Raw genomic sequence first — 23,738 nt, 5'->3', positions numbered from 1 at the left:
GAGACATTCCTTTAATTCGTTATTAGTTGAAAAAAAGAGTATCATAAACCTTATGATATAACGATATTTCGTTAAATTGTGTATAGAAATCTTCTATCACTCAAGTAAGCTCTTTTATTGAATCTGTTCATCAAGTAGAATGACCGGAATGAAGAGTCCATACTAAATGCGCTGTTTTAGGTTTACACTAAGTCAAGTCGCGAGGCGGTATTTATTCATAACTCGATATAGTTGATATGACGTTATTAGCATTAGGTATTAATCATAAAACAGCCCCCGTTGCTTTACGTGAGAAAGTCTCTTTTTCTCCCGATACCATGGGTGATGCCTTAAATAACCTCTTACAGCAACCCGCTGTTAGAGGCGGTGTTGTGCTGTCTACTTGTAACCGTACTGAGCTCTATCTTAGTATGGAAGACAAAGAAAATAGCCATGAACAGCTTATTCGCTGGTTATGTCAATATCACCAAATAGAGCCAAATGAACTGAAAAATAGTGTTTATTGGCATCAGGATAATCAAGCTGTCAGCCATTTAATGCGAGTGGCGAGCGGCTTAGATTCTTTAGTATTAGGTGAACCGCAAATATTAGGGCAAGTTAAAAAAGCCTTTGCCGATTCTCAAAACTATCACTCACTCTCTTCAGAGCTGGAACGTTTGTTTCAAAAGTCTTTTTCAGTTGCGAAAAGAGTGAGAACAGAGACTCAAATTGGTGCGAACGCAGTTTCTGTTGCTTTCGCTGCTTGTACATTAGCACGTCAAATATTTGAATCGCTGTCTTCTTTGACTATTTTGTTAGTAGGGGCCGGTGAGACAATAGAATTAGTTGCTCGCCACTTGCGTGAACATCAAGTCAAAAAAATCGTTATTGCTAATCGCACAAAAGAACGTGCTCAGCGTTTAGCAAATGAAGTGGATGCCGAAGTCATTACATTATCAGATATTGACGAATGTCTTTCACAGGCTGATATCGTCATTAGTTCTACGGCAAGCCCATTACCGATTATTGGTAAGGGAATGGTTGAAAGAGCTCTTAAAAAGCGACGTAATCAGCCTATGTTACTGGTGGATATCGCGGTTCCCCGTGATATTGAGCAAGATGTCGAAAAACTGAATAATGTTTATCTTTATAGTGTTGATGATTTAGAAGCGATTATTCAACATAACCGTGAACAACGCCAAGCTGCTGCAATTCAAGCAGAGCATATTGTCCAGCAAGAAAGCGGACAATTTATGGATTGGCTACGGGCACAAGGTGCTGTGGGGGCAATTCGAGAATATCGAGACAGCGCTGAAATGTTACGTGCAGAAATGACAGAAAAAGCCATCACATTGATACAAAATGGAGTGGATGCAGAAAAAGTTATCCAACAACTCTCTCATCAATTGATGAATCGTCTTATTCACACACCAACAAAATCTCTTCAACAGGCTGCCAGTGATGGTGATATTGAACGCCTGAATTTATTACGTGAAAGTTTGGGTATTACCCATAATTAACTTTGTCTAACAGGATCTTAATCTACGAATGAAGCCTTCTATTGTCGCTAAGTTGGAAGCTCTACAAGAGCGTTATGAAGAAATTCAGGCACTTCTGTCAGAAGCCGATGTTATTGCCTCTCAGGAGCGTTTTCGTGCGCTTTCAAAAGAATACTCTCAATTGACTGACGTCACGACTTGTTTTAGCCAATGGCGAAAAGTGCAAGACGATATCGAAGCAGCTGAAATGATGCTTGATGATCCTGAAATGAAAGAGATGGCACAAGAAGAGCTAAAAGAAGCACAAGCATTAAACGATGATTTAGAGCAGCAACTACAAGTGCTGTTACTGCCTAAAGATCCTGATGATGAATTTAACTGTTTCCTTGAAATTCGTGCGGGAACAGGGGGCGATGAAGCGGCATTATTTGCGGGTGATTTATTCCGTATGTATAGTCGTTATGCAGAATCACGTCGCTGGCGTATTGAAGTCATGAATGCTAACGAAGGTGAGCATGGTGGCTATAAAGAAATCATTGCAAAAGTCGTTGGCGATGGCGCTTATGGTGTATTGAAGTTTGAATCTGGTGGTCACCGTGTTCAACGTGTTCCTGAAACGGAATCTCAAGGTCGTATTCATACATCTGCTTGTACGGTTGCCGTATTAGCTGAAGTACCTGAAGCTGAATTACCTGAAATCAGTCCAAGTGACTTGCGTATTGATACATTCCGTTCTTCAGGGGCGGGTGGTCAGCACGTTAACACTACCGATTCTGCTATTCGTATTACGCATATTCCAACAGGAATTGTGGTGGAATGTCAGGATGAACGTTCACAGCACAAAAATAAAGCTAAGGCGATGTCTGTATTAGGCGCACGTATTCGTGCGGCTGAAATACAAAAGCGTCAAGAAGCAGAAGCTTCTGAACGTCGTAACTTATTGGGCTCAGGTGATCGTTCTGACCGAATTAGAACGTACAATTTTCCACAAGGTCGTGTCACAGATCACCGTATCAACCTCACTTTTTATCGTTTAGATGAGGTGATGGAAGGAAAATTAGAACCATTAATTCAGCCTATCGTGACCGAATATCAAGCGGATCAGCTTTCAGCACTTTCTGAGTTAAATTAATGAATTATGAACAATGGCTGCGTAAAGCAGCCTTGCAATTAATCGAAAGTGACAGCCCTAAACGAGATGCTGAAATTCTCCTTGGTTACGTAACAAAACGTACTCGCACTTATTTAATTGCCTTTAATGAAACGGTACTTTCGTCAGACGAGTTAGCTCAGTTATCGCAATTGCTTACTCGACGCATTAAAGGTGAACCTATTGCTTATTTAGTCGGCGAGAGAGAGTTTTGGTCACTGCCTTTAAAAGTCTCACCTGCAACATTAATTCCCCGTCCAGATACAGAATGCCTTGTTGAAAGAGCATTAGAAAAACTGCCATCAGAGCCAACCTGTATTCTTGATTTAGGAACTGGAACCGGCGCTATTGCGTTAGCAATGGCATCAGAACGCCCAGACTGCCATATTGTTGGTGTGGATTTTCAAGCTGAAGCAGTGAAATTAGCGCAAGAGAATGCAAGCAATTTAGCATTAAACAACACCGAATTTATGGAAAGTTGTTGGTTTAGTTCACTCTCTGGGCATCAATTTGGTATGATAATTAGTAACCCTCCTTATATTGATGAGAATGATGAGCATATTCATCAAGGGGATGTTCGTTTTGAACCTTTAACTGCATTAGTTGCTGGTAAAAATGGTTTTGCTGATATCGAAATTATCATTGAAACTGCTCGTCAGTTTTTAACTGATAATGGTTGGGTATTATTGGAACACGGCTGGCAACAAGGTGAAGGTGTACGCAATATTTTTATTGATAAGGGTTACTGCTGTGTGGAAACTTTCCGTGATTATGGCGGTAATGAGCGAGTGACAGTAGGTCGTTGGAATTATGATAGAAACCATAGCTGATTACGAATTTAATAAAGCCCCTTTAGTTAAGGGCATGATCCTTATCTCTCAGGCTATTCGACCTGATTTTCCAACCACTTCTGTTGGTTACCAACTGGCACAGTTAGTTGAACAAGCAGAAGCCGAAATTCCCCAACAAGGAAATATTAAAGAGCAGCTAGAAGCATTGCTAAAACTGTTTTATAAACAGTGGCATTTTAGTGGTGCTAGTGGCAAATATCGCCTTTCTGATACTTTATGGTTAGATAAAGTATTAGCGACTCATGTAGGCTCTCCTGTTTCACTGGGGTCGATTCTTATTTATATCGCGCAAGCGTTAAATTTACCCTTAGTACCGGTTATCTTTCCAACACAACTTATTATCAGAATAGATATTCCTAATGAACAACCGTTATTTTTAAATCCAATAAATGGTGAATATCTATCTAAACATACCTTAGAAGTTTGGTTAAAAGGGAATGTTGGTGGTTCTTCTGTATTATTAGCAACAGATTTAGAAGAATCAGAATATAGCTCTATTATTCGTAAGCTTTTGGATACATTGAAAGTATCTTTAATGGAAGAAAAGAATATGGAGCAAGCATTAAAAGCCAGTGAAACGGTGTTAATGTTTGATCCTGAAGATCCTTACGAAATACGTGATCGCGGACTTATTTTTGCTCAGTTAGAGTGTAACCATGTGGCGATTTCTGATTTAAACTATTTTGTTGAACAGTGTCCTGAAGATCCTATTTCAGAGATGATCAAAATCCAAATTCATTCGATAGAACAAAATCCTATTGTTCTACATTAAAAATTTAAGAAACGTACTTCATTAACACAGTACATTACAAACAGTATAGGGATAAATATGCAACATAAAGTGGTGAATATTGGTGATATCAAGGTAGCAAATGACCTGCCATTTGTGCTTTTTGGTGGCATGAATGTATTAGAATCGCGCGATTTAGCCATGCGTATTTGTGAGCATTACGTCACTGTAACTCAAAAACTGAATATTCCTTATGTATTCAAAGCTTCTTTTGATAAAGCAAACCGTTCTTCAATCCATTCTTACCGTGGCCCAGGCTTAGAAGAAGGGATGAAAATTTTCCAAGAGTTAAAAGAAACTTTTGGCGTTAAAATTATTACTGACGTTCATGAAGCTGCACAAGCTCAACCTGTATCAGAAGTTGTGGATGTTATCCAATTACCTGCATTTTTAGCGCGTCAAACTGATCTTGTTGAAGCGATGGCAAAAACAGGTGCAGTGATCAACGTGAAAAAACCGCAGTTTGTCAGCCCTGGTCAAATGGGGAATATCGTTGATAAATTTAAGGAAGGCGGTAACGACCAAGTTATTCTGTGTGATCGCGGTAGTAATTTTGGTTACGATAACTTAGTTGTTGATATGTTAGGTTTTCATGTCATGATGCAAGCATCACAAGGTGCACCAGTTATTTTTGACGTTACGCATTCATTACAATGCCGTGACCCATTTGGTGCTGCATCTGGTGGACGTCGTGCACAAGTTGCAGAATTAGCACGTGCAGGTATGGCTGTTGGTCTTGCTGGATTATTTCTTGAAGCTCATCCAGAACCAGATAATGCTCTTTGTGATGGCCCATCAGCGTTACCACTTGCAAAATTAGAGCCTTTCTTAGCTCAAATTAAAGCGATTGATGAAGTGGTAAAAAGTTTCCCAGAGTTAGATACCAGTAAATAAAATGTGTTATGCAACTGCATACGGTTGTTAATATGTTCGGCGCTGATCTTCAGCGCCGTTATCACGAAAAAATCCACAAAATCACCCTTCATGGCGGTTTCAATTGCCCTAATCGTGATGGTACGCTGGGGCGAGGTGGCTGTACCTTTTGTAATGTTTCTTCGTTTGCTGATGAGTTAACGCAATATCACTCTATTGAGGAACAAATCGCGGAACAAGCAAGAAATATTAGTCGAGCTCGCCGTTATCTTGCTTATTTTCAAGCCTATACAAGTACTTATGCTGAAGTAGAATACTTACGCAATCTATATGAAACTGCATTATTGCAAGCTAATATGGTGGGGCTATGTGTAGGAACTCGACCAGATTGTGTCCCTGTTAGTGTGTTAGATTTGTTACAAAGCTATCAAGACCAAGGTTATGAAGTGTGGTTAGAGTTGGGTTTACAGACTGCACATAATAAAACATTAAAACAGATTAACCGAGGGCATGATTTTCAGTGTTACCAAGCCACAACTCGAGAAGCAAGGCGTCGTGGTTTAAAAGTGTGTACCCACTTGATAGTGGGGCTTCCTCGTGAAGATCATGCACTTAATATGCAAACCTTAGAACGCATTGTTGAAACTGGGGTTGATGGCGTGAAATTACATCCTTTACATATTGTTGAGGGCAGTATTATAGCCAAAGCATGGAAAGCAGGGCGTTTAACGGCATTAACACAAGAACAATATGTTTATACTGCTGGTGAAATGATCCGTCATACACCACCTGAAGTTGTTTATCACCGTGTTTGTGCCAGTGCAAGAAAGCCAACTTTATTAGCGCCTGAATGGTGTGAAAATCATTGGCTGGGTATGAATGCACTTTATCAAGATTTATTAAAAAAGGGTGTGCAAGGCAGTGGTATTGGTAATGCTTTTATTCCTTATTAAGAACAAAGTTGAAATTAATAATTTATCAAATCAAATATTATAATTATTCGCAATTAAAAACGCCTTTAATTTTAATTAAAGGCGTTAAGTTTTTATCTGAAAATCTAAAGAATTACTGAATTAATTCCAAATCATCCAGTGCTTTTTGTAATGAAGGATAGAAATTCAGTGTCCCTTCAATTGGCGTAACTCTTGCTCTTGCCAACGTTTTTAATGGTTGGAAAGGAATATCACACACAATCACATGAGTATCGTCTTTAACATCAGTAACGAAATGCTGGAACGCATGTAATCCACCCGCATCTAATACAGGAACGGCATCCCATTGCATAATAATGGTTTTATAACCTTTACTGCGTTCGCGTAACTCATTAAAGATACGTTCAGCGGCGGCAAAGAATAATGGGCCATTAACACGTACAACCAATAACTGCTTATCATCATCAGTATAAGTGGATTCAGTTATTTTGGTCATATTAGCAATACGGCGCATAAATAACAGTGAAGCCAACACAATACCGATAGTAATTGCAATAACCATATCAAAGAGAACGGTAAGCGATAAGCATAATATTAAGACAATAATATCGTCTTTAGGGGCATGTCGAATAAGATCAATAACTTTACGTGCTTCACTCATATTCCATGCAACAATTAACAGCAGTGCTGACATTGCGGCTAAGGGTAAATAAGAAAGGAAAGGGGCTAATACAAGTAAAGTGAGTAACACTAATAATGAGTGAACAATAGCTGAAACTGGTGATGTTGCACCTGCACGCACGTTGGCAGCTGAACGTGCAATAGCTGCAGTCGCTGTAATACCACCAAAGAAAGGAGCAACAATATTACCAACACCTTGTCCAACTAACTCGCCATTAGAGTGATGTTTTTTGCCTGTCATGCCATCAAGTACAACTGCACATAATAACGATTCAATTGCACCTAATATTGCCATTGAAAAGGCTGCGGGTAATAAAGCAGAAACGGTGCTCCAATTTAATTCCAGTGATGTACCTGAGCTAGGTAAATTCCAAGGTAAAACAAACTGAGGCAAAATAGGTGGAATACCTTGGCCGGTTGTTCCATTAGGAAGTATATAGCTAAATTGCGAGCCAATTGTTGCAACATCATGACCGAACATATTCACAATACCCATTACTGCAGTACCCGCGATTAAAGCAGGTAAGTGTCCAGGTAAACGTAAATTCAGTTTAGGCCAATAAATTAAAACAAATAGAGTTGTTAGACCAATAAGCGTATCACCAAGATGAATAGTTGGTAATGCAGAGCCTAGAGCAATAACTTTGTCGATATAAGTTTCTGGCACATGTGCTAATTCAAGACCAAAAAAGTCTTTTACTTGCATCGTGGCGATTGTAATAGCAATCCCTGATGTAAATCCAAGTGTTACAGAAACAGGAATATATTCTATTAGCTTACCAAAACGAGCTAATCCCATAACCACTAAGATCACGCCAGACATAAGCGTAGCAATCAATAAGCCACTCAAACCAAACTGTTGTGATACAGGATAAAGGATCACAACAAAAGCAGCTGTAGGGCCTGAAACGCTGTATCGAGAGCCACCAGAAACAGCAATAACTATACCGGCAATAGCTGCGGTATAAAGACCGTATTGCGGAGGAACACCGCTACCGATTGCCAAAGCCATGGCTAAAGGTATCGCGATAATTCCGACGGTGATCCCTGCAATAATATCTTTTAATAAACGCGCAAAAGAGTAAGGCTCTTTTACACATGCATCAATAAATGCACTAAAGGGGCGAACCCGGTTAACTTTATGAGTTTTCATTTAGGATTAAACCAAAATAAGAAGTCAGATGCCGAATAACGACGATAAGGAAAAAAGAGGATATCGCTTTTATTCGCTGATAATAATGTGATATATCAAATTATTAATGCATATCTTAAAGCTTAGTAAAAATAAAATCAATTAAACTAATAAGTTAACCTAAATAGATAATGTAATGTATCTTATTGTATTTATTCTGTTGCTTGCTTGAAAATAAAGTTTAAATTTATTTAAAATTATAAAAAGCGTTTTGTTTTAGAATAAATGTCGTTTATAGATAAAATAATGAAAACATTTTCATGTCATAAAAATCTGATAGGTATAAATAACAAATACATAAGTTATTTTAATTCATTAAAATTAATTATCAGAGACTATTAAGTGATAAAAGAAATTATTAAATAAACGATTAAGCAAAAAATAGAATAAAAAATATGTTGTATACTAACAATTATATCATCAAAAAATGAAGGGGGAATGGATATCAATAATTTAGTGAAGAGAAACGAGGCTATAAGTGTATTTTTTGAACAAAAAAATAGAGCTTAGCTAAAAAGCTAAGCTCTATCTTAGAATATGGCGGTGAGAGAGGGATTCGAACCCTCGATACGTTGCCGTATACACACTTTCCAGGCGTGCTCCTTCAGCCTCTCGGACATCTCACCGTATTGTTGTTGGATATGTACTTAACATCTCTCAACGGGGCGCTACTATATGGAAAAGGATCATAGGCGTCAACAGCTAAATGCATTTTTCCTTTAACTTTTGTATCAAGCAGTCAAATAAAAAACAATATGCACAAATGCTAGACAAATTATGCAGTAAAGCAATACCAAAATGGATCGTTGTATTGAAAACAGAATGAAGAATTTCGTTAACTGGTTAACATTCTCAACATTTTTATTAACAACTTATTCAAAGAGACTTGAAATCAGAACGTAACCCTCGCACCCTATGATAAAAATGCTGGAGGAAGGCAAAATGAATATTATTTATTATCATCCTTTTTTTGACGCAGAAACATGGATCAATGGTATGAAGGCGCGTTTGCCAAATGCCAATATACGCATTTGGGAAGCGGGTGATAATCAACCTGCTGATTACGCGATGGTTTGGCTTCCTCCTTATGAAATGCTTGCAAGTCGTAATCACCTTAAAGGTATTTTTGCATTAGGGGCTGGTGTTGATGCTATTTTAAAACAAGAACAACAAAAGCCTGGCACATTACCGACAGGTGTTCCTGTTATGCGTTTGGAAGACACCGGGATGGGGCTTCAAATGCAAGAATATGCGATTGCTAAAGTGATGTATTATTTTCGTCGAATGGATGATTATAAACGTCAACAATCACAACGCTTATGGAAACAGCTTCCTGCGCATTCTTATGATAATTTCGTGATTGGTGTGTTAGGTGCGGGTGCTTTAGGTGGAAGTGTGGCAACTAAACTTGCCGAGCTTGGTTTTAAAGTTCGTTGCTGGAGTCGCAGTGAAAAACAAATTAAAAATGTTGAAAGTTTTTTTGGTAAAGAGCAACTGAGTGATTTCCTTAAAGAGTGTAATTTACTGATTAACTTATTACCCTATACGCCAGAAACTCATGGTATATTGAATTACTCACTCTTTGAACAACTTAAACCTTCTTCTTATTTAATTAATCTTGCTCGTGGTGCGCATTTAGTTGATCAAGATTTATTAGAGGCGATTGATCAAGGGCATATTGCAGATGCTACTTTGGATGTTTTTGCTCAAGAGCCTTTAGCGGGAATGCACCCATTTTGGACACACCCTCGCGTTTCTATTACACCACATATTGCTGCTTTCACTATTCCACATATAGCTATGGATACGATTGTTGATAATATTCAACGAATTGAAAAGGGAGAAGAACCTTTTGGTGTAGTTGATATGATGAGCGGTTACTAAGTCTATTTTATTTATTTTTAATTTTAGATAATAGGCAACAAATTTTAATTTGTTGCCTATTTTTTACTTCTGACTTTCAAAAAAAAAATATTTTTTTGATTTTTATATAATCTCATAAAAATCTGATTGTAAAAAGATAGCATTTGCAGTTTATCTTATTGATTATTGCCTTATAGATTTAAACATTATGAGGCACATCATATGACTAATGAAATAAAATCAGTAATCAGTAAATTAATACCTATCGGTATATATGATGGAAGCAAAGAAAGGCATCGAGTAAAAAAGGTAAAGAATAGCAATAATACCTATATCAAAAAAAATGAAAAACAGAAAGAAAATAAATTTAGCTTAAATAATGCTAATAACTATGTATATTTAGGCTCAACAAATACATCTTTACTTAATAATATGGGAATTACTCTTTCAGATGATGGTTCCTTACTATTAATTAAAGGTAAAACGCATGATTTAATTACAGGTTTATATAATAAACACTTTAAAGGAGGATTTAAATATAATGTTTTCAATATAGAATCCCAACAAGGTGATAATATGAAGTTTAAAGAACTTTATGTTGATCCTAATGGTTTTTTGATTGGAAATAAAAGAAGCGAAAATAAATCTGATAGTGCAGAAGAAAATAAGAATGAATTATATAAAATTAAGTTTAATAAAGTTGAAAAAGACTATAATTTAAACGATAGCTCATCAAATTCTATTGAGAATAGTTTTATTGTTGAATATGAAAAATACATAATTGATGATGAGCTAAAGCAAGATTTATCCAGCATCAATAATATAGTGGAATTAAAAGAGAGTAATGTATTAAAAATTAATCGTGAAGGATTAGATTTAAGCGTTAGTCTTAAAGATAATATGCTTTATATAAAGGGGTTACCTAAAGAAATTATTTCTAGCGATCAAGTTGATAGTGGGAAAATAGAAGAATCTAATGTCGTAGAACATAGAGAAGTAGAGCATAGAGAAGTAGAGCGTAAAGAAGTAGAACATAAAGAAGTAGAACATAAAGAAGTAGAACATAAAATAAAAATCCCTTTAAAATCGACAGATAAAATATTAGCAATTAAACCCATATTAAATCAAATCCAACTCGTTGTGGATAAAGGTAATAAAATAAAAATATATTATCTAGATCCTTTGAATATTTTTTCTCTTAAAGATTATCAGTATGAAGTTACTCGTTTAAAGCAGGAGCCTCCTTTATCATTTTATTCAATGGTAGGTGAGAATCATTATAATAACTATCATTCAGGTCAGCCGTTTTCTACTCAAAAAATAGGTAATTTTAGTAGTCGTTATATTCCCTTATTTTCATCTTTGATTGATAAGGTAAGAATTAGCATTGATAAAACCAAACAACAATATGCATTAAAACAATATAAATCGATGGCATCAAATGTTGCTAAAACTGTTGATCCTGGATTTAGAGGAGCCGTTTCAAATATAAAAGAGATTTCAAATTCTTCCACATCACCATGTGAAAATAAATTTAAAGCTTTACACAGTGCTAGAATAAATATGAAAGAAGCAGATCAAATATTAAGCAAGTATATTAAAGGAGTCAAGAATAGTAAGACAGCAGGTGAGGTTATTTATTCTTTAGTTAAAGAGATGAAAGAAAAAAGTAGTGTTAGTATTATGGATAGTAAAGGGATACGTGCTTTCTTTAGTACGAATTTAATGAGTTTGAACGCAAATATTGGTGTTAATGCTTTTATATTAGCAAGTTATGCGAAAACACATTCAATAACACTTTCAAAAAATGAAAAAAATGAAGTGATATTTTCATTTATTAATAAGAAAGGTATTAATGTATCCGCTGGTTTATCAGGAGGGATTGCTGGATGTGAAAAAAAATGGATAGGAGAAAATGTTAGTTATAATGCAACAACATCATTAATGGCGAGTGTATATCTTAGCATTAATTATGAAAGACAATCAGATTTTTCATTTAAAATTGCATTAGATGATGTTGTTGATTTTATTGATAAAGGAATGAAGTTTACTTATGAAGAATTAAAAAATAACACAACACTCAATGATAATAGGGATATATCATTAGCAATTTCAGCTGATATGAGAAGTGAACTTAATGCAGGTGTTAATTTATCTCTTGGTAATAAAACACAAATGTCAATACCTAGAAATGCAATTGGGATTAATGTTATTGCTAATTTGCTAAAATTAAACTTCAATATAAATAAATTTTTTGACTATGGGGAAATAAGTGAAGCCAAAAAAAAGAAGGTAATAGATTTGAAATTATTCGAAATTCTTCTTGATGCTTATAGAGACTTAAAATTTATCCCATCAAAAACAAATTCAACCAAAGCAAACAATTGGCTTCCTCTAGCAACAATAAAAAATGTTGAATTTATGTTTCAGAAGAAAATTAATAGCTTATTTAGTATTAATGTTTTCAACAGCCAAAAACTAAAAGATGAAAGAAAATTTGAAAATAAAAAAAAGAATTTAAAAGGAATATATAAGAGAGTATTGAAAATAAATAAGTTATTCGATGAAAATCCGACTTTTTATAATGTAAGTAAAAATATCTCTAAACTTGATGGTGTTCATTTAACAATGTTACCAAATAAAAAATTGAAAAATAAAATGAAAAAAGATCCTGTTTTGTTAAATGAGATGGAGGTTATTTCTAACTTTGATAAATTGAAGGATGGAAATAATTTTAAAAATCAATTTTTATTAGATTTAGAAGGAAGGAAGAAAACATTATCTTCACAAGAAAAAAACAATAAAAATGAGAGGTTCAAATCTTACTCTGTTTTTCAATATAAACTGGATAAAAAGAGTGAGATTATTTATAAAAAAGCTAAAGAAATGTTTAATGAAAAAATAAATGAAATAATAAAAAATGAGAATATCACGACTGATTCTATTAAATCTACATTAAGCAATTTATATGATAAATTTAAGGATGATTTTAGTAAGCTGAAGTATCAGCTTAGCTCAATTGATATTATGTCGATTAGTGAATTATTAGAGAAAGATAAATCAATACCACTTGTATTAGTAGAGTTAGAGAATGCAAAAGGAATTATTTATCACCAGATAAAAGGTGAAATCAAATTTTTATATGATGAAGATAATGAACAATTAGATAAAGTGTCGACAAATTATTATTTTTAAAAAAACATTCTATTATGTTTTAAATGTGAAATTAAAACATCTTGATAACATTCTGTTTATCAAGATATTTTTCTACGTCTTAAATAGCATGATATTTTATTTATTCTCGTAGATTCTATTTTTATAGTATTAATATCTGATTAATTGACGTTATCAGAAAGATAAATTTATTAAATTGTCATTTTTCTATACTTGGTGTTATAAAGTAAGCTCCCATGTTTATCAGACAATATACTTTATGAATATAGCAGAGCTTCTTGAGCAAATAGCAGAGAAAGGATGGTGTGTATGGGATAATTTCCTCACACCAGAGGCTGTTCAACAATTAAGCGCTTGTTTTGATGGTAAGACACAACAAGCACGTATTGGTCGTCATGAGAATAGGCTTGAAGAAACAACAATTCGGAGTGATAAAATACGTTGGTTAGAACCTGAAATGGGGATGCCGGTTCAGCATTACTTAATGCAAATGGCGTCTATTCAGAGCGCAGTCAACCGTGAGTTTTTTCTAGGACTTTTTGAATACGAAGCGCATTTTGCTTGTTATGAAAAAGGTGCTTTTTATAAAAAACATCTGGATGCATTTAAAGAGAATGTTACTCGACGTTTAACGACAGTATTGTATCTTAATGAGGATTGGAAAAAAGAAGACGGTGGTGAGTTAGTTATTTATGATTTGGAAAATAATCAACTTGCGACAGTTGAGCCTAAAGGTGGACGTTTGGTCGTTTTCCTTTCAGAACAATTTCCTCATGAAGTACTTCCTACTAATAAAGAGAGAATAAGTATTGCAGGATGGTTTCGCGTGAATGGTGTAAGAGATAATTTTCTTGATATAGCCAGTTAACAAATGCAATAAAATGCTGTTGTCATAAAGTCGTTTTTAATACTTTTTTATAAAACTACTTTATAAATAGCATGGGATTAGGCGCGTTTCTTATATTAAGTAAAAGACTTAATATAAGAGCGCGCTTTTTCTGTTTTAAGTGATTAAAGATAGTAAGATTAATATTAACAATATAAAGAGAAAGGGCGAAAAAAGTTGATTTTCTTTCTATTAAAAGCACAATAACGCGAAACTTTTTAGGATAAAAATACAATGAATGAATTTTCAATAGTTTGCCGACTTTTAGGCACATTATTTCAGCGCGCTCCCATAGATCCGATTCTATCTCCAATTATTAAAATGATTGGTGAAGGAAAACTTAGTCAACTATGGCCATTAGAGCAAGATGAGTTATTTAATGCATTAAAAAATAACGTCAAAGATTTGGCTATTGTAGAAGCTGATTATCAATCTCTTTTTGGAGGTGAAGTGCCCGCTGTGTCTGTTTATGCCCATGATTATGAAGAGATCAAAGAAGATGATATTCGTCAATTCTTAGTCATAAGGGGTATGCCTGTTACTGATAATGCAACAGACAGTTTTGGTGCTTTATTACTGGCTGCGTCGTGGCTTGAAGATAACTCTGCAGAAGATGAAGTATTAGCACAAATACAATTGTTTGATGAGTATCTGCTACCTTGGGCGGGAACATTTTTAGGTAAGGTTGAAGCTTATGCAACAAGTGGCTTTTATCGTACACTAGCTGGTATTGCACGTGGTGCGTTATCCGCATTACGTGAAGAGCTCTCTGATGATGAAGAGAGTGATAAGACAGAAAATACAGAAGCCGAGTAATATAATATTTCTTTGTAAAAGTATTCTAGTATTCATAAAAAAGGCAAACCATTAGGTTTGCCTTTCTCATTAATGACGATAAATATTTTTAATTAACTCGCGTAACTATTAGAGCTGGATAACGAATTTACCAGGTTTAACTTCAATTCCTTTAGCCAGTTTAAACGCGGCGGCTTCAGCGCTGTTTTTTTCTGGATTAAGAACGTAAACAGGATGATTATCAAAGTAAGTCGCGATTGTTGTATCTAAATAAGGTTTTAGTGCCACCACCACAGCATCCATTTTTTCTGGAGAGACTTTATAACTATCAATAGTCATTGATTTTATGTATATCGCTCCTTTATCTGCTTGATAAGAAGGTTGGCCTGATAATGTAAGCTCAACTTTAGCGCTTGTCTTGCCAAAGAACGAATTAATTATCAGATCGGTTGTACCAGAAAGATTAATTTTACCGGGCTCAGTACGACCAATTTGAATGGAAAGATTACTCAATTTAATATCAGCGGATACAACTTCATCTTCACCAATATGTTTCTGGAGATTTATTTTTTGGCTGATATAGTCATTAATAAGATTTTCACTCACATCAAATTGCTTGAGTTGATCACACCCAGAGACTAAGCTTGTTAATACTAATACAGTTGTTAGAAAAATGGCTTTCATAAACACTCCTTGATCATTGATAACTAAGAGTTTAACTGATCTTTAGGGAGTAAGCATGGCTGTTTCTATTTTTTTACGATTAAATTGGCGATGTAATGCATAAAGTGTTATTAAACCTACAGTTCCTAGTAAGAACCAAGGCAATTCAGGCATATCAAATTGATTGCCTAAATCATACATCCATCCACCACCTGTATATCCAATTGCACCACCAAACGCTAAGCCTAATCGGCTAAAGCCCATATAACTACCACGAGCTCGAGGATCGGCAAGTGATGCACTTAATGTTTCGCGTGCAGGCTCTGCTGTAATAGTACCAAGATAAAATAGGCCAATAATTAAGAAGATGCTTTGTAATGAATGGATCATACCAACAGGGAACATACTAATGCTCATTAAAAATAAGCCAGCCATTAAGCGCTGTTCTAATTTGAAATGTTTTTCACTCCAGCGAGCAATAGGATAAAGCAACGTTAAAGAAAGTAGGGCTTCAATGGCATACATCCATTTTACGGCAGTTGGCGTACCCGCAATATCATTGACAATAATAGGAAACATCAACATAACTTGAACGGATAATACAAAATAACCTGTTAGCGTTAAGACATAACAGACAAAACGCTTATCAAGAAATACTCGTTTTAATCCTTCTTTAATCGGTGTTCGAGTTGTAGATATACGATAAGCAGGTAATAACCAAGCATTAAATAAGGCTGCGATAACAAAAACACCCGCACCGACCCAACAAACTAAATGAAAATCATATTGTAATAACCAGCTACCGATGAGTGCACCAATAACGGCGCCAGCACTATCTTGCATTAGTAATAAAGAGTAAAAACGACCGCGCTCATAAGGACGGGTTAATTTGATAACTAGCGCTGTGCGAGGGGGATCAAATAAAGTGCCGCCTAATGCAGATAAAATGCAAGATAACCAAAGTATCCAAGGTTGATCTGCCATTGCCATTAAAGCAAAACCTAAAGCGCGTAATAACATGCCCGTTATTATCATTGGCTTTGCACCAAAACGGTCTGCAATTGCGCCACCAAAAATGCCGAGACCTTGTTGTACTAATTGTCTAAGCCCTAATGCAAAGCCGACAATAACACCAGCCCAACCTAATTGTTCGACGAAACGAATAGAAATAAGCGGAAAAACGACGAAAAAACCTAAGACAACTAACATATTGTCAATTAGGAGAAAGTATTTACCCAAAGTACGGGCTTGTGTCACCAGCGCCATTACTCACCATCAATAAGCAAATAATTTAAATAAAATAAGGGGGGAATGAAATAATTTATTTCTTCGACTATTCTGTCTCTAAATATGCTTAATTCCTAGTAAATTAAAGATGATATTTTTTTATTAAGGTTAGTGGCAGAATAAGAAGAGTTGCTTCAGAATTAGACTTATTTTATATCAAAGGATAATGAGATCGTAATGTTTGGTTATCGTGGCGGAATTCCTAAAATTCGTTTTGAAACACAGAGAATGGTCATTCGTTTAGCATACGAGCGAGATGCTGAAAGATTGGCTGATTATTATACATTAAACCGTCGTTTTTTAATTCCATGGGAACCCGTAAGAGACAAAACACATTATTTACCTTCTGGTTGGGAACATCGTTTACAATTTATGAATGAATTACACCGACAAGAAAGTGCTTTTCATTTTCTGCTATTAACACAAAAAGAAGATGAAGTTATCGGTGTTGCTAATTATAGCAATGTGATGCGTGGCGCTTTTAATGCCTGTTTTTTGGGGTATTCAGTCGGTGAAAAATGGCAAGGTCATGGCTATATGTCTGAAGCGTTAACAGAAACACTTCGCTATATGCAACGACAACAAGGGATGCATCGTATTATGGCGAATTATATGCCTCATAATTTACGCAGTGGAAACCTATTAGCTAAACATGGTTTTGAACGTGAAGGATACGCCAAAAACTATCTGCAAATTAATCAAGAGTGGCGAGATCACGTACTGACTGCATTAACAACGCGAACTTATTTTAAACGTTAATATTGGTCATCATGGAAGAAAAGCACTGCTTATTATTATATTAAAAATACCCTTATGTCAGTGCTTCTACCAATTTTTTATAGTAAAAGGGATAGCTAATAGGTCACCTAAGTCAGTTTTTTCAACATATAGTACCAATGTTGAATATGGAAAATAGACTGTGTTAAGCGCGATGATTCTTCTTTTTCAATATAAAATCCATTCTTTTTATACAAATAAAGTGCACCCTTATGATGAATATCGACATAAAGTGATAAATAGGCTTTTTTCAGAATATCTTTACTATATTGGGTTATCCACTCCAGTATAGCGTAGGCAATACCATGTCCTTGATATGATGATAAAACGGCAATGTGTGCCAAATAAGCCTCATTTTCATTTGGTGTATAATCAAATAAAGAAAAGAAAATCTTTTGCTTAATATAATGAGCAATACCAAAACGCCAATAATTCAAGAAAGGTATTTTAATAAAAGGATTTGAAATAAAGTTGTTTTCTTTTACCACTAAACAAAATGTTGCAATTATCTTTCCATCATCAGTGACAATAAATTGTTGGCTATTTTTTTTACATGTTAATGAATTCCAAATAGCCTCTAATTGCCGACATTGGTTAAGATTAGTGCTATCAATATTAAAAGCGTTCAATTTAAAGCGAAATGCTTGTGCAAATAATTGAATAATTTCAGGAATATCTGAAGGCTCTGCAACACGAAGCTGATAGTGTTCATGAAGTAATTGCATGATATCGTTACTCTGCAATAATAGGGTTAACTTTTTAGACTGCTTGGTCTAGTTATTTATAGACTATTCAGTCTAATTTATTTTGTCCAGAGATTTTTTATGTTATGAACAAGACTGTTACTGAAAAACAAAAAGCGAAAATGAAGCATATTATTGATGCTGCAATACGTTGCTTTGCTGTAAAAGGTTTTCACTCGACATCAACAGCAGAAATCTGTCATGAAGCAGGCATGAGCCCTGGAAATGTATTTCATTACTTTCCGAATAAAAACTCGATTATTGAGGCGATTGCACTAGAGGATATACACCTGTTTAATGATATCTTTTGTCGCTATGAAGCCGAAGAAGAGTGTATTCAAGCAATCATCGATTTAATAAAGGAAATTATAGCGCTCTATAATCACCCCGAATATGCGCGTATTAGTATTGAAATTTTTGCTGAAGCATCGCGTAATGCGAGCATTCACGAGATTTTTATTGAAAATGAAAGAAAAAACAAACAGCGTTTGATTGCCATGTTGAAAAACGGTATTAAAAAAGGGCAGATAGACTCAACACTTGAACCAGAGAAAGTTGCAACATGGTTGTTAGTCATCGCAGATGGTTCTATGGGCAGAAATATTATCGAGCCTGAATTTAATGAGGGGGAGGAGCACGCGATGTTGGAAGTGATGTTGAGAAAAATACTCACGAAGCCATAAAAAGCTATTTTTTAATCTCTTTGGTTAGTCGAAGGTAAGCTGAGTTAGCCTATTCTTAGCGAATTGAAGATTGATTTTTCGATGTTAGAGACGGAGTATAGTCCCTTTCTTTTTATTCTATTTAACAAAAATCAGAATGACTTTATGAATTTACTTAAATCACTTGCAGCAGTGAGTTCTATGACCTTATTTTCACGGGTACTAGGATTTATTCGTGATGCAATTATTGCGCGTATTTTTGGCGCAGGTATGGCAACCGATGCCTTTTTTGTTGCTTTTAAATTACCAAACTTATTACGTCGTATTTTTGCGGAAGGTGCATTTTCTCAAGCATTTGTTCCGATCTTGGCAGAATATAAAAGTCAGCAAGGTGAGGAAGCTACGCGTACCTTTATTGCTTATGTTTCGGGTATGCTGACGCTTATTCTAGCAGTAGTTACCGTCATTGGTATTATTGCTGCGCCTTGGGTGATTTATGTTACAGCACCAGGTTTTAGTAGTTCACCCGATAAGTTTCAATTGACGACAGATTTATTACGGATCACTTTTCCTTATATTTTCCTGATATCATTAGCTTCATTGACGGGCTCTATTTTAAATACTTGGAATCGTTTTTCAGTCCCCGCGTTTGCACCAACGCTACTCAATGTCAGTATGATCTTTTTCGCTTTAGTGGTCGCTCCTTATTGTAATCCTCCTGTTATGGCATTGGCGTGGGCAGTTGTTGCTGGGGGAATATTACAACTAGGTTATCAATTACCACATTTGAAAAAAATCGGTATGCTTGTTTTACCGCGTGTTTCATTTAAAAATAGTGGTGTTTGGCGTGTGATGAGATTGATGGGACCGGCTATTTTGGGCGTGTCGGTCAGTCAAATATCGTTAATTATCAATACGATTTTTGCTTCTTTTTTAGTGTCTGGATCAGTTTCTTGGATGTATTATGCAGACCGTTTAATGGAATTACCGACAGGGGTATTAGGCGTTGCATTAGGTACAATCTTACTTCCTTCATTATCTAAAAGCTTTGCCAGTGGTAATACTGAAGAATATAGAAAATTGATGGATTGGGGATTAAGACTGTGTTTCTTACTAGCACTGCCTTGTACTATTGGTTTAGCGGTATTATCTGGACCTTTAACAGCGTCTTTATTCCAGTATGGTAACTTTAATGCGCATGATGCACTCATGACACAACAGGCGTTAATCGCTTACTGTGTTGGATTAATGGGGCTTATCATCATAAAAATATTAGCACCAGGTTTTTATTCACGTCAGGATATTAAAACACCAGTAAAAATTGCAATTGCAACATTGATCCTCACACAATTAATGAATCTTGCGTTTATTGGTAGTTTAAAACATGTAGGTCTTGCGCTCTCGATCGGTATTGCGGCTTGTTTTAATGCCTCTATGTTGTTTTGGCAGATCCGTAAGAAAGATATTTATCAGCCTTTAGCTGGTTGGCCTGTGTTCTTATTAAAACTTATTATCGCGCTTGCCGTAATGGCGGCTGTATTAGTTGGAATGTTGTGGATCATGCCAAGTTGGGATGTTGGCAACATGCTAATGCGTATCTTGCGCTTGCTGCTAGTTGTAGTAGTCGGAGCAGGAAGTTATTTTGTTGCGTTGTATGCGCTAGGATTTAGACCTCGCCATTTTTCACTACGTGCTTTATAAAACTGATAATACAGACTCCTCGCTTTTGTATAAAAGTGAGGAGTTGCAAAATTAACAATCTTTTCATCAATGCAATTTTCCTTATTTAGAACCTTTCTCTATTTTTAGACTATTTTTAATGCCACATTGATCACATTTCTAACATTTAGTTATGTAGATTTGGCTATCCTTAAAAAAATAAAAAGTGAGAAAAATGCAAAAATCTTTTTTCTTACTATTTTTTTTATTAAATTTTTTTTCCAATTTCTAAATGATTTATACAGTTTTCCAGTATTGGAATGCATTTTTTAATTGATATTGATAAATTTATCTAAACATTAATCATATCGAATATCTTTAGACAATTTGTTTACTAGTCGTGAGATTCTACATAAAGTAAAAAAATAGACGCTATATTCTAGGTACTTACGGTTTGACGAATTATCTTTTTTTAGATAAACTCTCTTGTGTTGTAGAGGTTTAAAAATTGACACATCTGTTAAATATTTCTTACTTAATGATGAGATATTACAAATATTTCAAAAAATTGCAGTATATTTTAAAATATTTGATTTTTTTGATTTGAGACATATTATTATTTCTTTATTCAGGTAGATTAACAGTGACTGTAAAGTTATTTGCTTGTTATCGTTCAGTACTACTGAAAGTGATCATATCTATTTTGTCTGCGCTTCAAATAGGTAATACGATTGCTGGGGATAAGCAGTAAACAATAAGTCGTGTGAATAATGAAATTAATGCTAAATCTATTATTAATAGGTAATTAGATTACTGTGAATTCAGTATGGTACACTAATTATCGCTTTCATTTGTCCGCCGCTGTTTTCTGTTTTTCCCTCTCTTTTCTAGTCCTTGTCAATATTTCTCCTTAATAGCTCAATAACTCAAGTATTTATCCATTTATTCGTTATACTTAAAGCAGTTATCGGTCATTAGATATTTCTAGTTTAAAGACGACTAAACAATCACTTAGTGATTTTGGTAAAAATAAGAGTGTCAAGGAGCTACTATGAAAAAAGCAATTATCATTTCTATATCATTAGCTACGTTATTTCTTGCAGGTTGCACTGCTGATGGAAAAATTAGCACCTCAAAACTCACTCCTGTTAACTGTGTTGGTGTATTTGACAAAACGAATGAACAGCTTGCTTTCACCGCTAAAGACGTTAATGACCGCTTATACAGCCCTAGTAAGCCAATAGATAGTGTTGATGGCTGGATTGAGGCAAAAGATATTAGAGGGCTATTGTGTCAGGATGTTATAACTGCTAACGAAGATTAATAATTAAATAGCATTGAAAATTTGGTTGGATCATCATTGTTTGACGTATTTTTAGCTATCTTGAATTAAAATTTGATACACAAAAAACCGATGGTATTAACCATCGGTTTTTTTATCACTATGATTTGAAAACAGCGATAAATTACATTCTATCTACCGTTTCAATACCCAAAGTATCTAAACCTTGTTTTAAAGTTTTCGCGGTTAAGCGAGCCAGTTTTAGACGACTTTGGCGAGTGCTTTCATCTTCAGCAGATAAGATAGGGCAGTTTTCATAAAAGCCAGAGAAGGTTTGTGCCAAATCGTAAAGATAAGCACACATAACGTGAGGTGTTCCTTCACGAGAAACTTGCATAATCGTCTCATCAAATTGGACTAAACGTAATGCAAGCTGTCTTTCATGAGATTGTGTTAGTGCGATAGGTTGTGTTAGCGCATCTTCATCAATGTCTGCACGTTTGAAAATTGAGGCAACACGAGTATAAGCATATTGCATATAAGGTGCTGTGTTCCCCTCGAAACTTAACATCAGATCCCAATCAAAGATGTAATCTGTTGTACGATTTTTAGATAAATCAGCGTATTTAACAGCCCCAATACCCACAACACGAGCAACGTTATCTAATTCGTCTTTATCCATATCTGGATTTTTTTCAGCGATTAATGTACGGGCTCTTTCTTGAGCTTCATCGAGTAAGTCAGTTAAACGAATAGTGCCACCAGAACGAGTTTTAAACGGACGACCATCTTTACCTAGCATCATACCGAACATATGGTGTTCAAGAGACATTGAATCAGGAATGTAGCCTGCTTTGCGGACAATTGTCCAAGCCTGCATTAAATGTTGGTGCTGACGAGAGTCGATATAATAAAGTACGCGATCAGCATGTAATGTTTCGTGACGGTATTTTGCACAAGCAATATCTGTTGTTGTATATAGGTAGCCACCATCTTTTTTCTGAACGATAACACCCATAGGTTCGCCTTCCTTGTTTTTATATTCATCAAGGAAAACAACGGTTGCACCTTCACTTTCTACTGCAAGACCTTTTGCTTTTAAATCAGCAACAATACCTGCCAACATTGGGTTATAAAGGCTTTCACCCATAATGTCATCTTCGGTTAATGTGACGTTAAGGCGCTGATAAGTCACTTGGTTTTGTTGCATGGTGATATCAACTAATTTACGCCACATTGTACGGCAGTATTCATCACCACTTTGTAATTTCACAACGTAATTACGCGCACGTTCTGCGAACACTTCATCTTCATCATAGTGTTTTTTCGCTTCACGATAGAACTCTTCCAGATCGGATAACGCCATATCAGCGGCATTTTCATTCTGTTTTTTCTCTAAGTACGCAATTAACATACCAAATTGCGTACCCCAATCACCAAGGTGATTAGCACGAATAACATTATGACCTAAGAAAGATAAGGTACGTGCACTTGCATCACCAATAATGGTCGAGCGTAAGTGGCCAACGTGCATCTGTTTTGCAACATTCGGAGATGAATAGTCGATAACAATAGTTTGAGGTTCAACTGGGGTTACGTTTAGGTGTTCATCTGCTAATGCGTATTCAGCTTGCTTTGCAACCCATTGTGGAGATAAAAAGATATTGATAAAACCCGGACCTGCGATTTCAACTTTATCTGCTATATCCGTAATATCAAGCTTTTCTAGGATCTTTTCTGCGAGTTGTCGGGGCGGGATCCCCATTTTTTTTGCAGCTCCCATGACACCATTTGCCTGATAGTCACCAAACTGTACTTTGGCTGACTGACGGACAAGAGGTTCGCTATCAGCGGGTGCGCCAGCAGCACACATTGCCACACTGATTTTTTCTGAAAGAAAAGCCTGAATATTCACCGGGTTACCTTAAATAATTGAGAAAATAAAACCTGACGACAAAAGCCTGACAGGTTTCTTATAAAGAATTAGGATTAACCTTGAA

At 35.5% G+C, this 23,738-nt stretch carries 19 protein-coding genes and 1 tRNA gene; 14 read left to right on the top strand and 6 right to left on the bottom strand.

From position 1 onward, the window contains the following. Positions 1-236 precede the first annotated feature (236 nt). From hemA to DK858_RS11960, 6 genes are read left to right on the top strand one after another with little or no spacing between them, the layout of a single operon-like run. A complete protein-coding gene (gene hemA, locus DK858_RS11985; RefSeq protein ID WP_109397608.1) occupies positions 237-1,499 on the top strand; it encodes a glutamyl-tRNA reductase in 1,263 nt (420 codons plus the stop codon). 28 nt (positions 1,500-1,527) lie between these two features. Continuing rightward, positions 1,528-2,610 (top strand): peptide chain release factor 1, encoded by a 1,083-nt coding sequence (prfA, locus tag DK858_RS11980; RefSeq protein ID WP_109397607.1) that lies wholly within the window; start codon positions 1,528-1,530, stop codon positions 2,608-2,610. Beyond that, positions 2,610-3,458: a peptide chain release factor N(5)-glutamine methyltransferase gene (prmC, locus tag DK858_RS11975; RefSeq protein WP_109397606.1), complete on the top strand. Its 849-nt coding sequence runs from the start codon at positions 2,610-2,612 to the stop codon at positions 3,456-3,458. Before prfA ends, prmC begins: the two co-directional genes overlap by 1 nt. Next, entirely contained in the window at positions 3,442-4,251 is an 810-nt protein-coding gene (sirB1, locus tag DK858_RS11970) for an invasion regulator SirB1 (protein WP_185902268.1), read from the top strand. Before prmC ends, sirB1 begins: the two co-directional genes overlap by 17 nt. A 57-nt stretch (positions 4,252-4,308) precedes the next feature. Then, positions 4,309-5,163 carry a 3-deoxy-8-phosphooctulonate synthase gene (gene kdsA, locus DK858_RS11965; protein ID WP_109397604.1) on the top strand — a complete coding sequence of 285 codons (855 nt, stop codon included), beginning with the start codon at positions 4,309-4,311 and terminating at the stop codon, positions 5,161-5,163. An 8-nt stretch (positions 5,164-5,171) separates the two neighbouring features. Beyond that, on the top strand, positions 5,172-6,095 hold the full coding sequence (locus tag DK858_RS11960) for a TIGR01212 family radical SAM protein (RefSeq protein WP_109397603.1): 924 nt from the start codon (positions 5,172-5,174) through the stop codon (positions 6,093-6,095). A 112-nt stretch (positions 6,096-6,207) separates the two neighbouring features. Here the strand turns inward: DK858_RS11960 and dauA are convergent, their stop codons facing one another. Next, positions 6,208-7,908 carry a C4-dicarboxylic acid transporter DauA gene (dauA, locus tag DK858_RS11955; RefSeq protein WP_109397602.1) on the bottom strand — a complete coding sequence of 567 codons (1,701 nt, stop codon included), beginning with the start codon at positions 7,906-7,908 and terminating at the stop codon, positions 6,208-6,210. Between the two features lie 577 nt (positions 7,909-8,485). Next, positions 8,486-8,573, bottom strand: a tRNA-Ser gene (locus DK858_RS11950). Positions 8,574-8,889: 316 nt separating this feature from the next. On the opposite strand from DK858_RS11950, the gene ghrA reads away from it, so the two are divergent. The 4 genes from ghrA to DK858_RS11930 all read left to right on the top strand — a co-directional run bounded on the left by ghrA (position 8,890) and on the right by DK858_RS11930 (position 14,686). Then, positions 8,890-9,831: a glyoxylate/hydroxypyruvate reductase GhrA gene (gene ghrA, locus DK858_RS11945; protein ID WP_109397601.1), complete on the top strand. Its 942-nt coding sequence runs from the start codon at positions 8,890-8,892 to the stop codon at positions 9,829-9,831. Between the two features lie 201 nt (positions 9,832-10,032). Then, the gene (locus DK858_RS11940) at positions 10,033-13,005 is read left to right on the top strand and encodes a hypothetical protein (RefSeq protein ID WP_109397600.1); all 2,973 of its coding nucleotides are present in this window, start codon (positions 10,033-10,035) and stop codon (positions 13,003-13,005) included. Positions 13,006-13,243: 238 nt separating this feature from the next. Further along, on the top strand, positions 13,244-13,852 hold the full coding sequence (locus DK858_RS11935) for a 2OG-Fe(II) oxygenase (protein ID WP_109397599.1): 609 nt from the start codon (positions 13,244-13,246) through the stop codon (positions 13,850-13,852). Positions 13,853-14,104: 252 nt separating this feature from the next. Then, complete coding sequence (locus DK858_RS11930; RefSeq protein WP_109397598.1) at positions 14,105-14,686, top strand: TorD/DmsD family molecular chaperone; 582 nt, start codon at positions 14,105-14,107, stop codon at positions 14,684-14,686. A gap of 108 nt (positions 14,687-14,794) precedes the next feature. Here DK858_RS11930 and DK858_RS11925 read toward each other — a convergent pair whose 3' ends face one another. Together DK858_RS11925 and mdtH are read right to left on the bottom strand one after the other, a co-directional pair. Continuing rightward, positions 14,795-15,349, bottom strand: a complete 555-nt coding sequence (locus DK858_RS11925; RefSeq protein WP_109397597.1) for a lipoprotein — start codon at positions 15,347-15,349, stop codon at positions 14,795-14,797. Between the two features lie 42 nt (positions 15,350-15,391). Then, complete coding sequence (mdtH, locus tag DK858_RS11920) at positions 15,392-16,594, bottom strand: multidrug efflux MFS transporter MdtH (RefSeq protein WP_109397596.1); 1,203 nt, start codon at positions 16,592-16,594, stop codon at positions 15,392-15,394. A gap of 198 nt (positions 16,595-16,792) precedes the next feature. Between mdtH and rimJ the strand changes: the two genes are divergently transcribed. Further along, complete coding sequence (gene rimJ, locus DK858_RS11915; protein WP_109397595.1) at positions 16,793-17,374, top strand: ribosomal protein S5-alanine N-acetyltransferase; 582 nt, start codon at positions 16,793-16,795, stop codon at positions 17,372-17,374. A gap of 107 nt (positions 17,375-17,481) precedes the next feature. On the opposite strand, the gene DK858_RS11910 is transcribed toward rimJ, so the two are convergent. After that, complete coding sequence (locus tag DK858_RS11910) at positions 17,482-18,117, bottom strand: GNAT family N-acetyltransferase (protein WP_109397594.1); 636 nt, start codon at positions 18,115-18,117, stop codon at positions 17,482-17,484. A 104-nt stretch (positions 18,118-18,221) separates the two neighbouring features. Between DK858_RS11910 and DK858_RS11905 the strand changes: the two genes are divergently transcribed. The 3 genes from DK858_RS11905 (at position 18,222) to DK858_RS11895 (ending at position 21,780) form a co-directional block, all read left to right on the top strand. After that, on the top strand, positions 18,222-18,818 hold the full coding sequence (locus tag DK858_RS11905; protein WP_109397593.1) for a TetR/AcrR family transcriptional regulator: 597 nt from the start codon (positions 18,222-18,224) through the stop codon (positions 18,816-18,818). Between the two features lie 144 nt (positions 18,819-18,962). Next, the gene (gene murJ / locus DK858_RS11900) at positions 18,963-20,498 is read left to right on the top strand and encodes a murein biosynthesis integral membrane protein MurJ (protein ID WP_109397592.1); all 1,536 of its coding nucleotides are present in this window, start codon (positions 18,963-18,965) and stop codon (positions 20,496-20,498) included. 1,009 nt (positions 20,499-21,507) lie between these two features. After that, entirely contained in the window at positions 21,508-21,780 is a 273-nt protein-coding gene (locus DK858_RS11895; protein WP_109397591.1) for a hypothetical protein, read from the top strand. A gap of 142 nt (positions 21,781-21,922) precedes the next feature. On the opposite strand, the gene argS is transcribed toward DK858_RS11895, so the two are convergent. Beyond that, complete coding sequence (argS, locus tag DK858_RS11890) at positions 21,923-23,653, bottom strand: arginine--tRNA ligase (protein WP_109397590.1); 1,731 nt, start codon at positions 23,651-23,653, stop codon at positions 21,923-21,925. Positions 23,654-23,738 lie beyond the last annotated feature (85 nt).

It is taken from the genome of Proteus faecis, assembly GCF_003144395.1.
GTDB lineage: Bacteria > Pseudomonadota > Gammaproteobacteria > Enterobacterales > Enterobacteriaceae > Proteus > Proteus faecis.
This window is presented reverse-complemented; position numbering and strand designations above follow the sequence as displayed.

Bases quoted from the DNA above. Each gene is read 5' to 3' on its own strand.
- DK858_RS11960 (WP_109397603.1), top strand. From the start codon at position 5,172: ATGCAACTGCATACGGTTGTTAATATGTTCGGCGCTGATCTTCAGCGC.
- dauA (WP_109397602.1), bottom strand. From the start codon at position 7,908: ATGAAAACTCATAAAGTTAACCGGGTTCGCCCCTTTAGTGCATTTATT.
- hemA (WP_109397608.1), top strand. From the start codon at position 237: ATGACGTTATTAGCATTAGGTATTAATCATAAAACAGCCCCCGTTGCT.
- DK858_RS11930 (WP_109397598.1), top strand. From the start codon at position 14,105: ATGAATGAATTTTCAATAGTTTGCCGACTTTTAGGCACATTATTTCAG.
- DK858_RS11910 (WP_109397594.1), bottom strand. From the start codon at position 18,117: ATGCAATTACTTCATGAACACTATCAGCTTCGTGTTGCAGAGCCTTCA.
- prmC (WP_109397606.1), top strand. From the start codon at position 2,610: ATGAATTATGAACAATGGCTGCGTAAAGCAGCCTTGCAATTAATCGAA.
- DK858_RS11925 (WP_109397597.1), bottom strand. From the start codon at position 15,349: ATGAAAGCCATTTTTCTAACAACTGTATTAGTATTAACAAGCTTAGTC.
- ghrA (WP_109397601.1), top strand. From the start codon at position 8,890: ATGAATATTATTTATTATCATCCTTTTTTTGACGCAGAAACATGGATC.
- prfA (WP_109397607.1), top strand. From the start codon at position 1,528: ATGAAGCCTTCTATTGTCGCTAAGTTGGAAGCTCTACAAGAGCGTTAT.
- rimJ (WP_109397595.1), top strand. From the start codon at position 16,793: ATGTTTGGTTATCGTGGCGGAATTCCTAAAATTCGTTTTGAAACACAG.
- DK858_RS11935 (WP_109397599.1), top strand. From the start codon at position 13,244: ATGAATATAGCAGAGCTTCTTGAGCAAATAGCAGAGAAAGGATGGTGT.
- DK858_RS11905 (WP_109397593.1), top strand. From the start codon at position 18,222: ATGAACAAGACTGTTACTGAAAAACAAAAAGCGAAAATGAAGCATATT.
- DK858_RS11895 (WP_109397591.1), top strand. From the start codon at position 21,508: ATGAAAAAAGCAATTATCATTTCTATATCATTAGCTACGTTATTTCTT.
- DK858_RS11940 (WP_109397600.1), top strand. From the start codon at position 10,033: ATGACTAATGAAATAAAATCAGTAATCAGTAAATTAATACCTATCGGT.
- murJ (WP_109397592.1), top strand. From the start codon at position 18,963: ATGAATTTACTTAAATCACTTGCAGCAGTGAGTTCTATGACCTTATTT.
- mdtH (WP_109397596.1), bottom strand. From the start codon at position 16,594: ATGGCGCTGGTGACACAAGCCCGTACTTTGGGTAAATACTTTCTCCTA.
- kdsA (WP_109397604.1), top strand. From the start codon at position 4,309: ATGCAACATAAAGTGGTGAATATTGGTGATATCAAGGTAGCAAATGAC.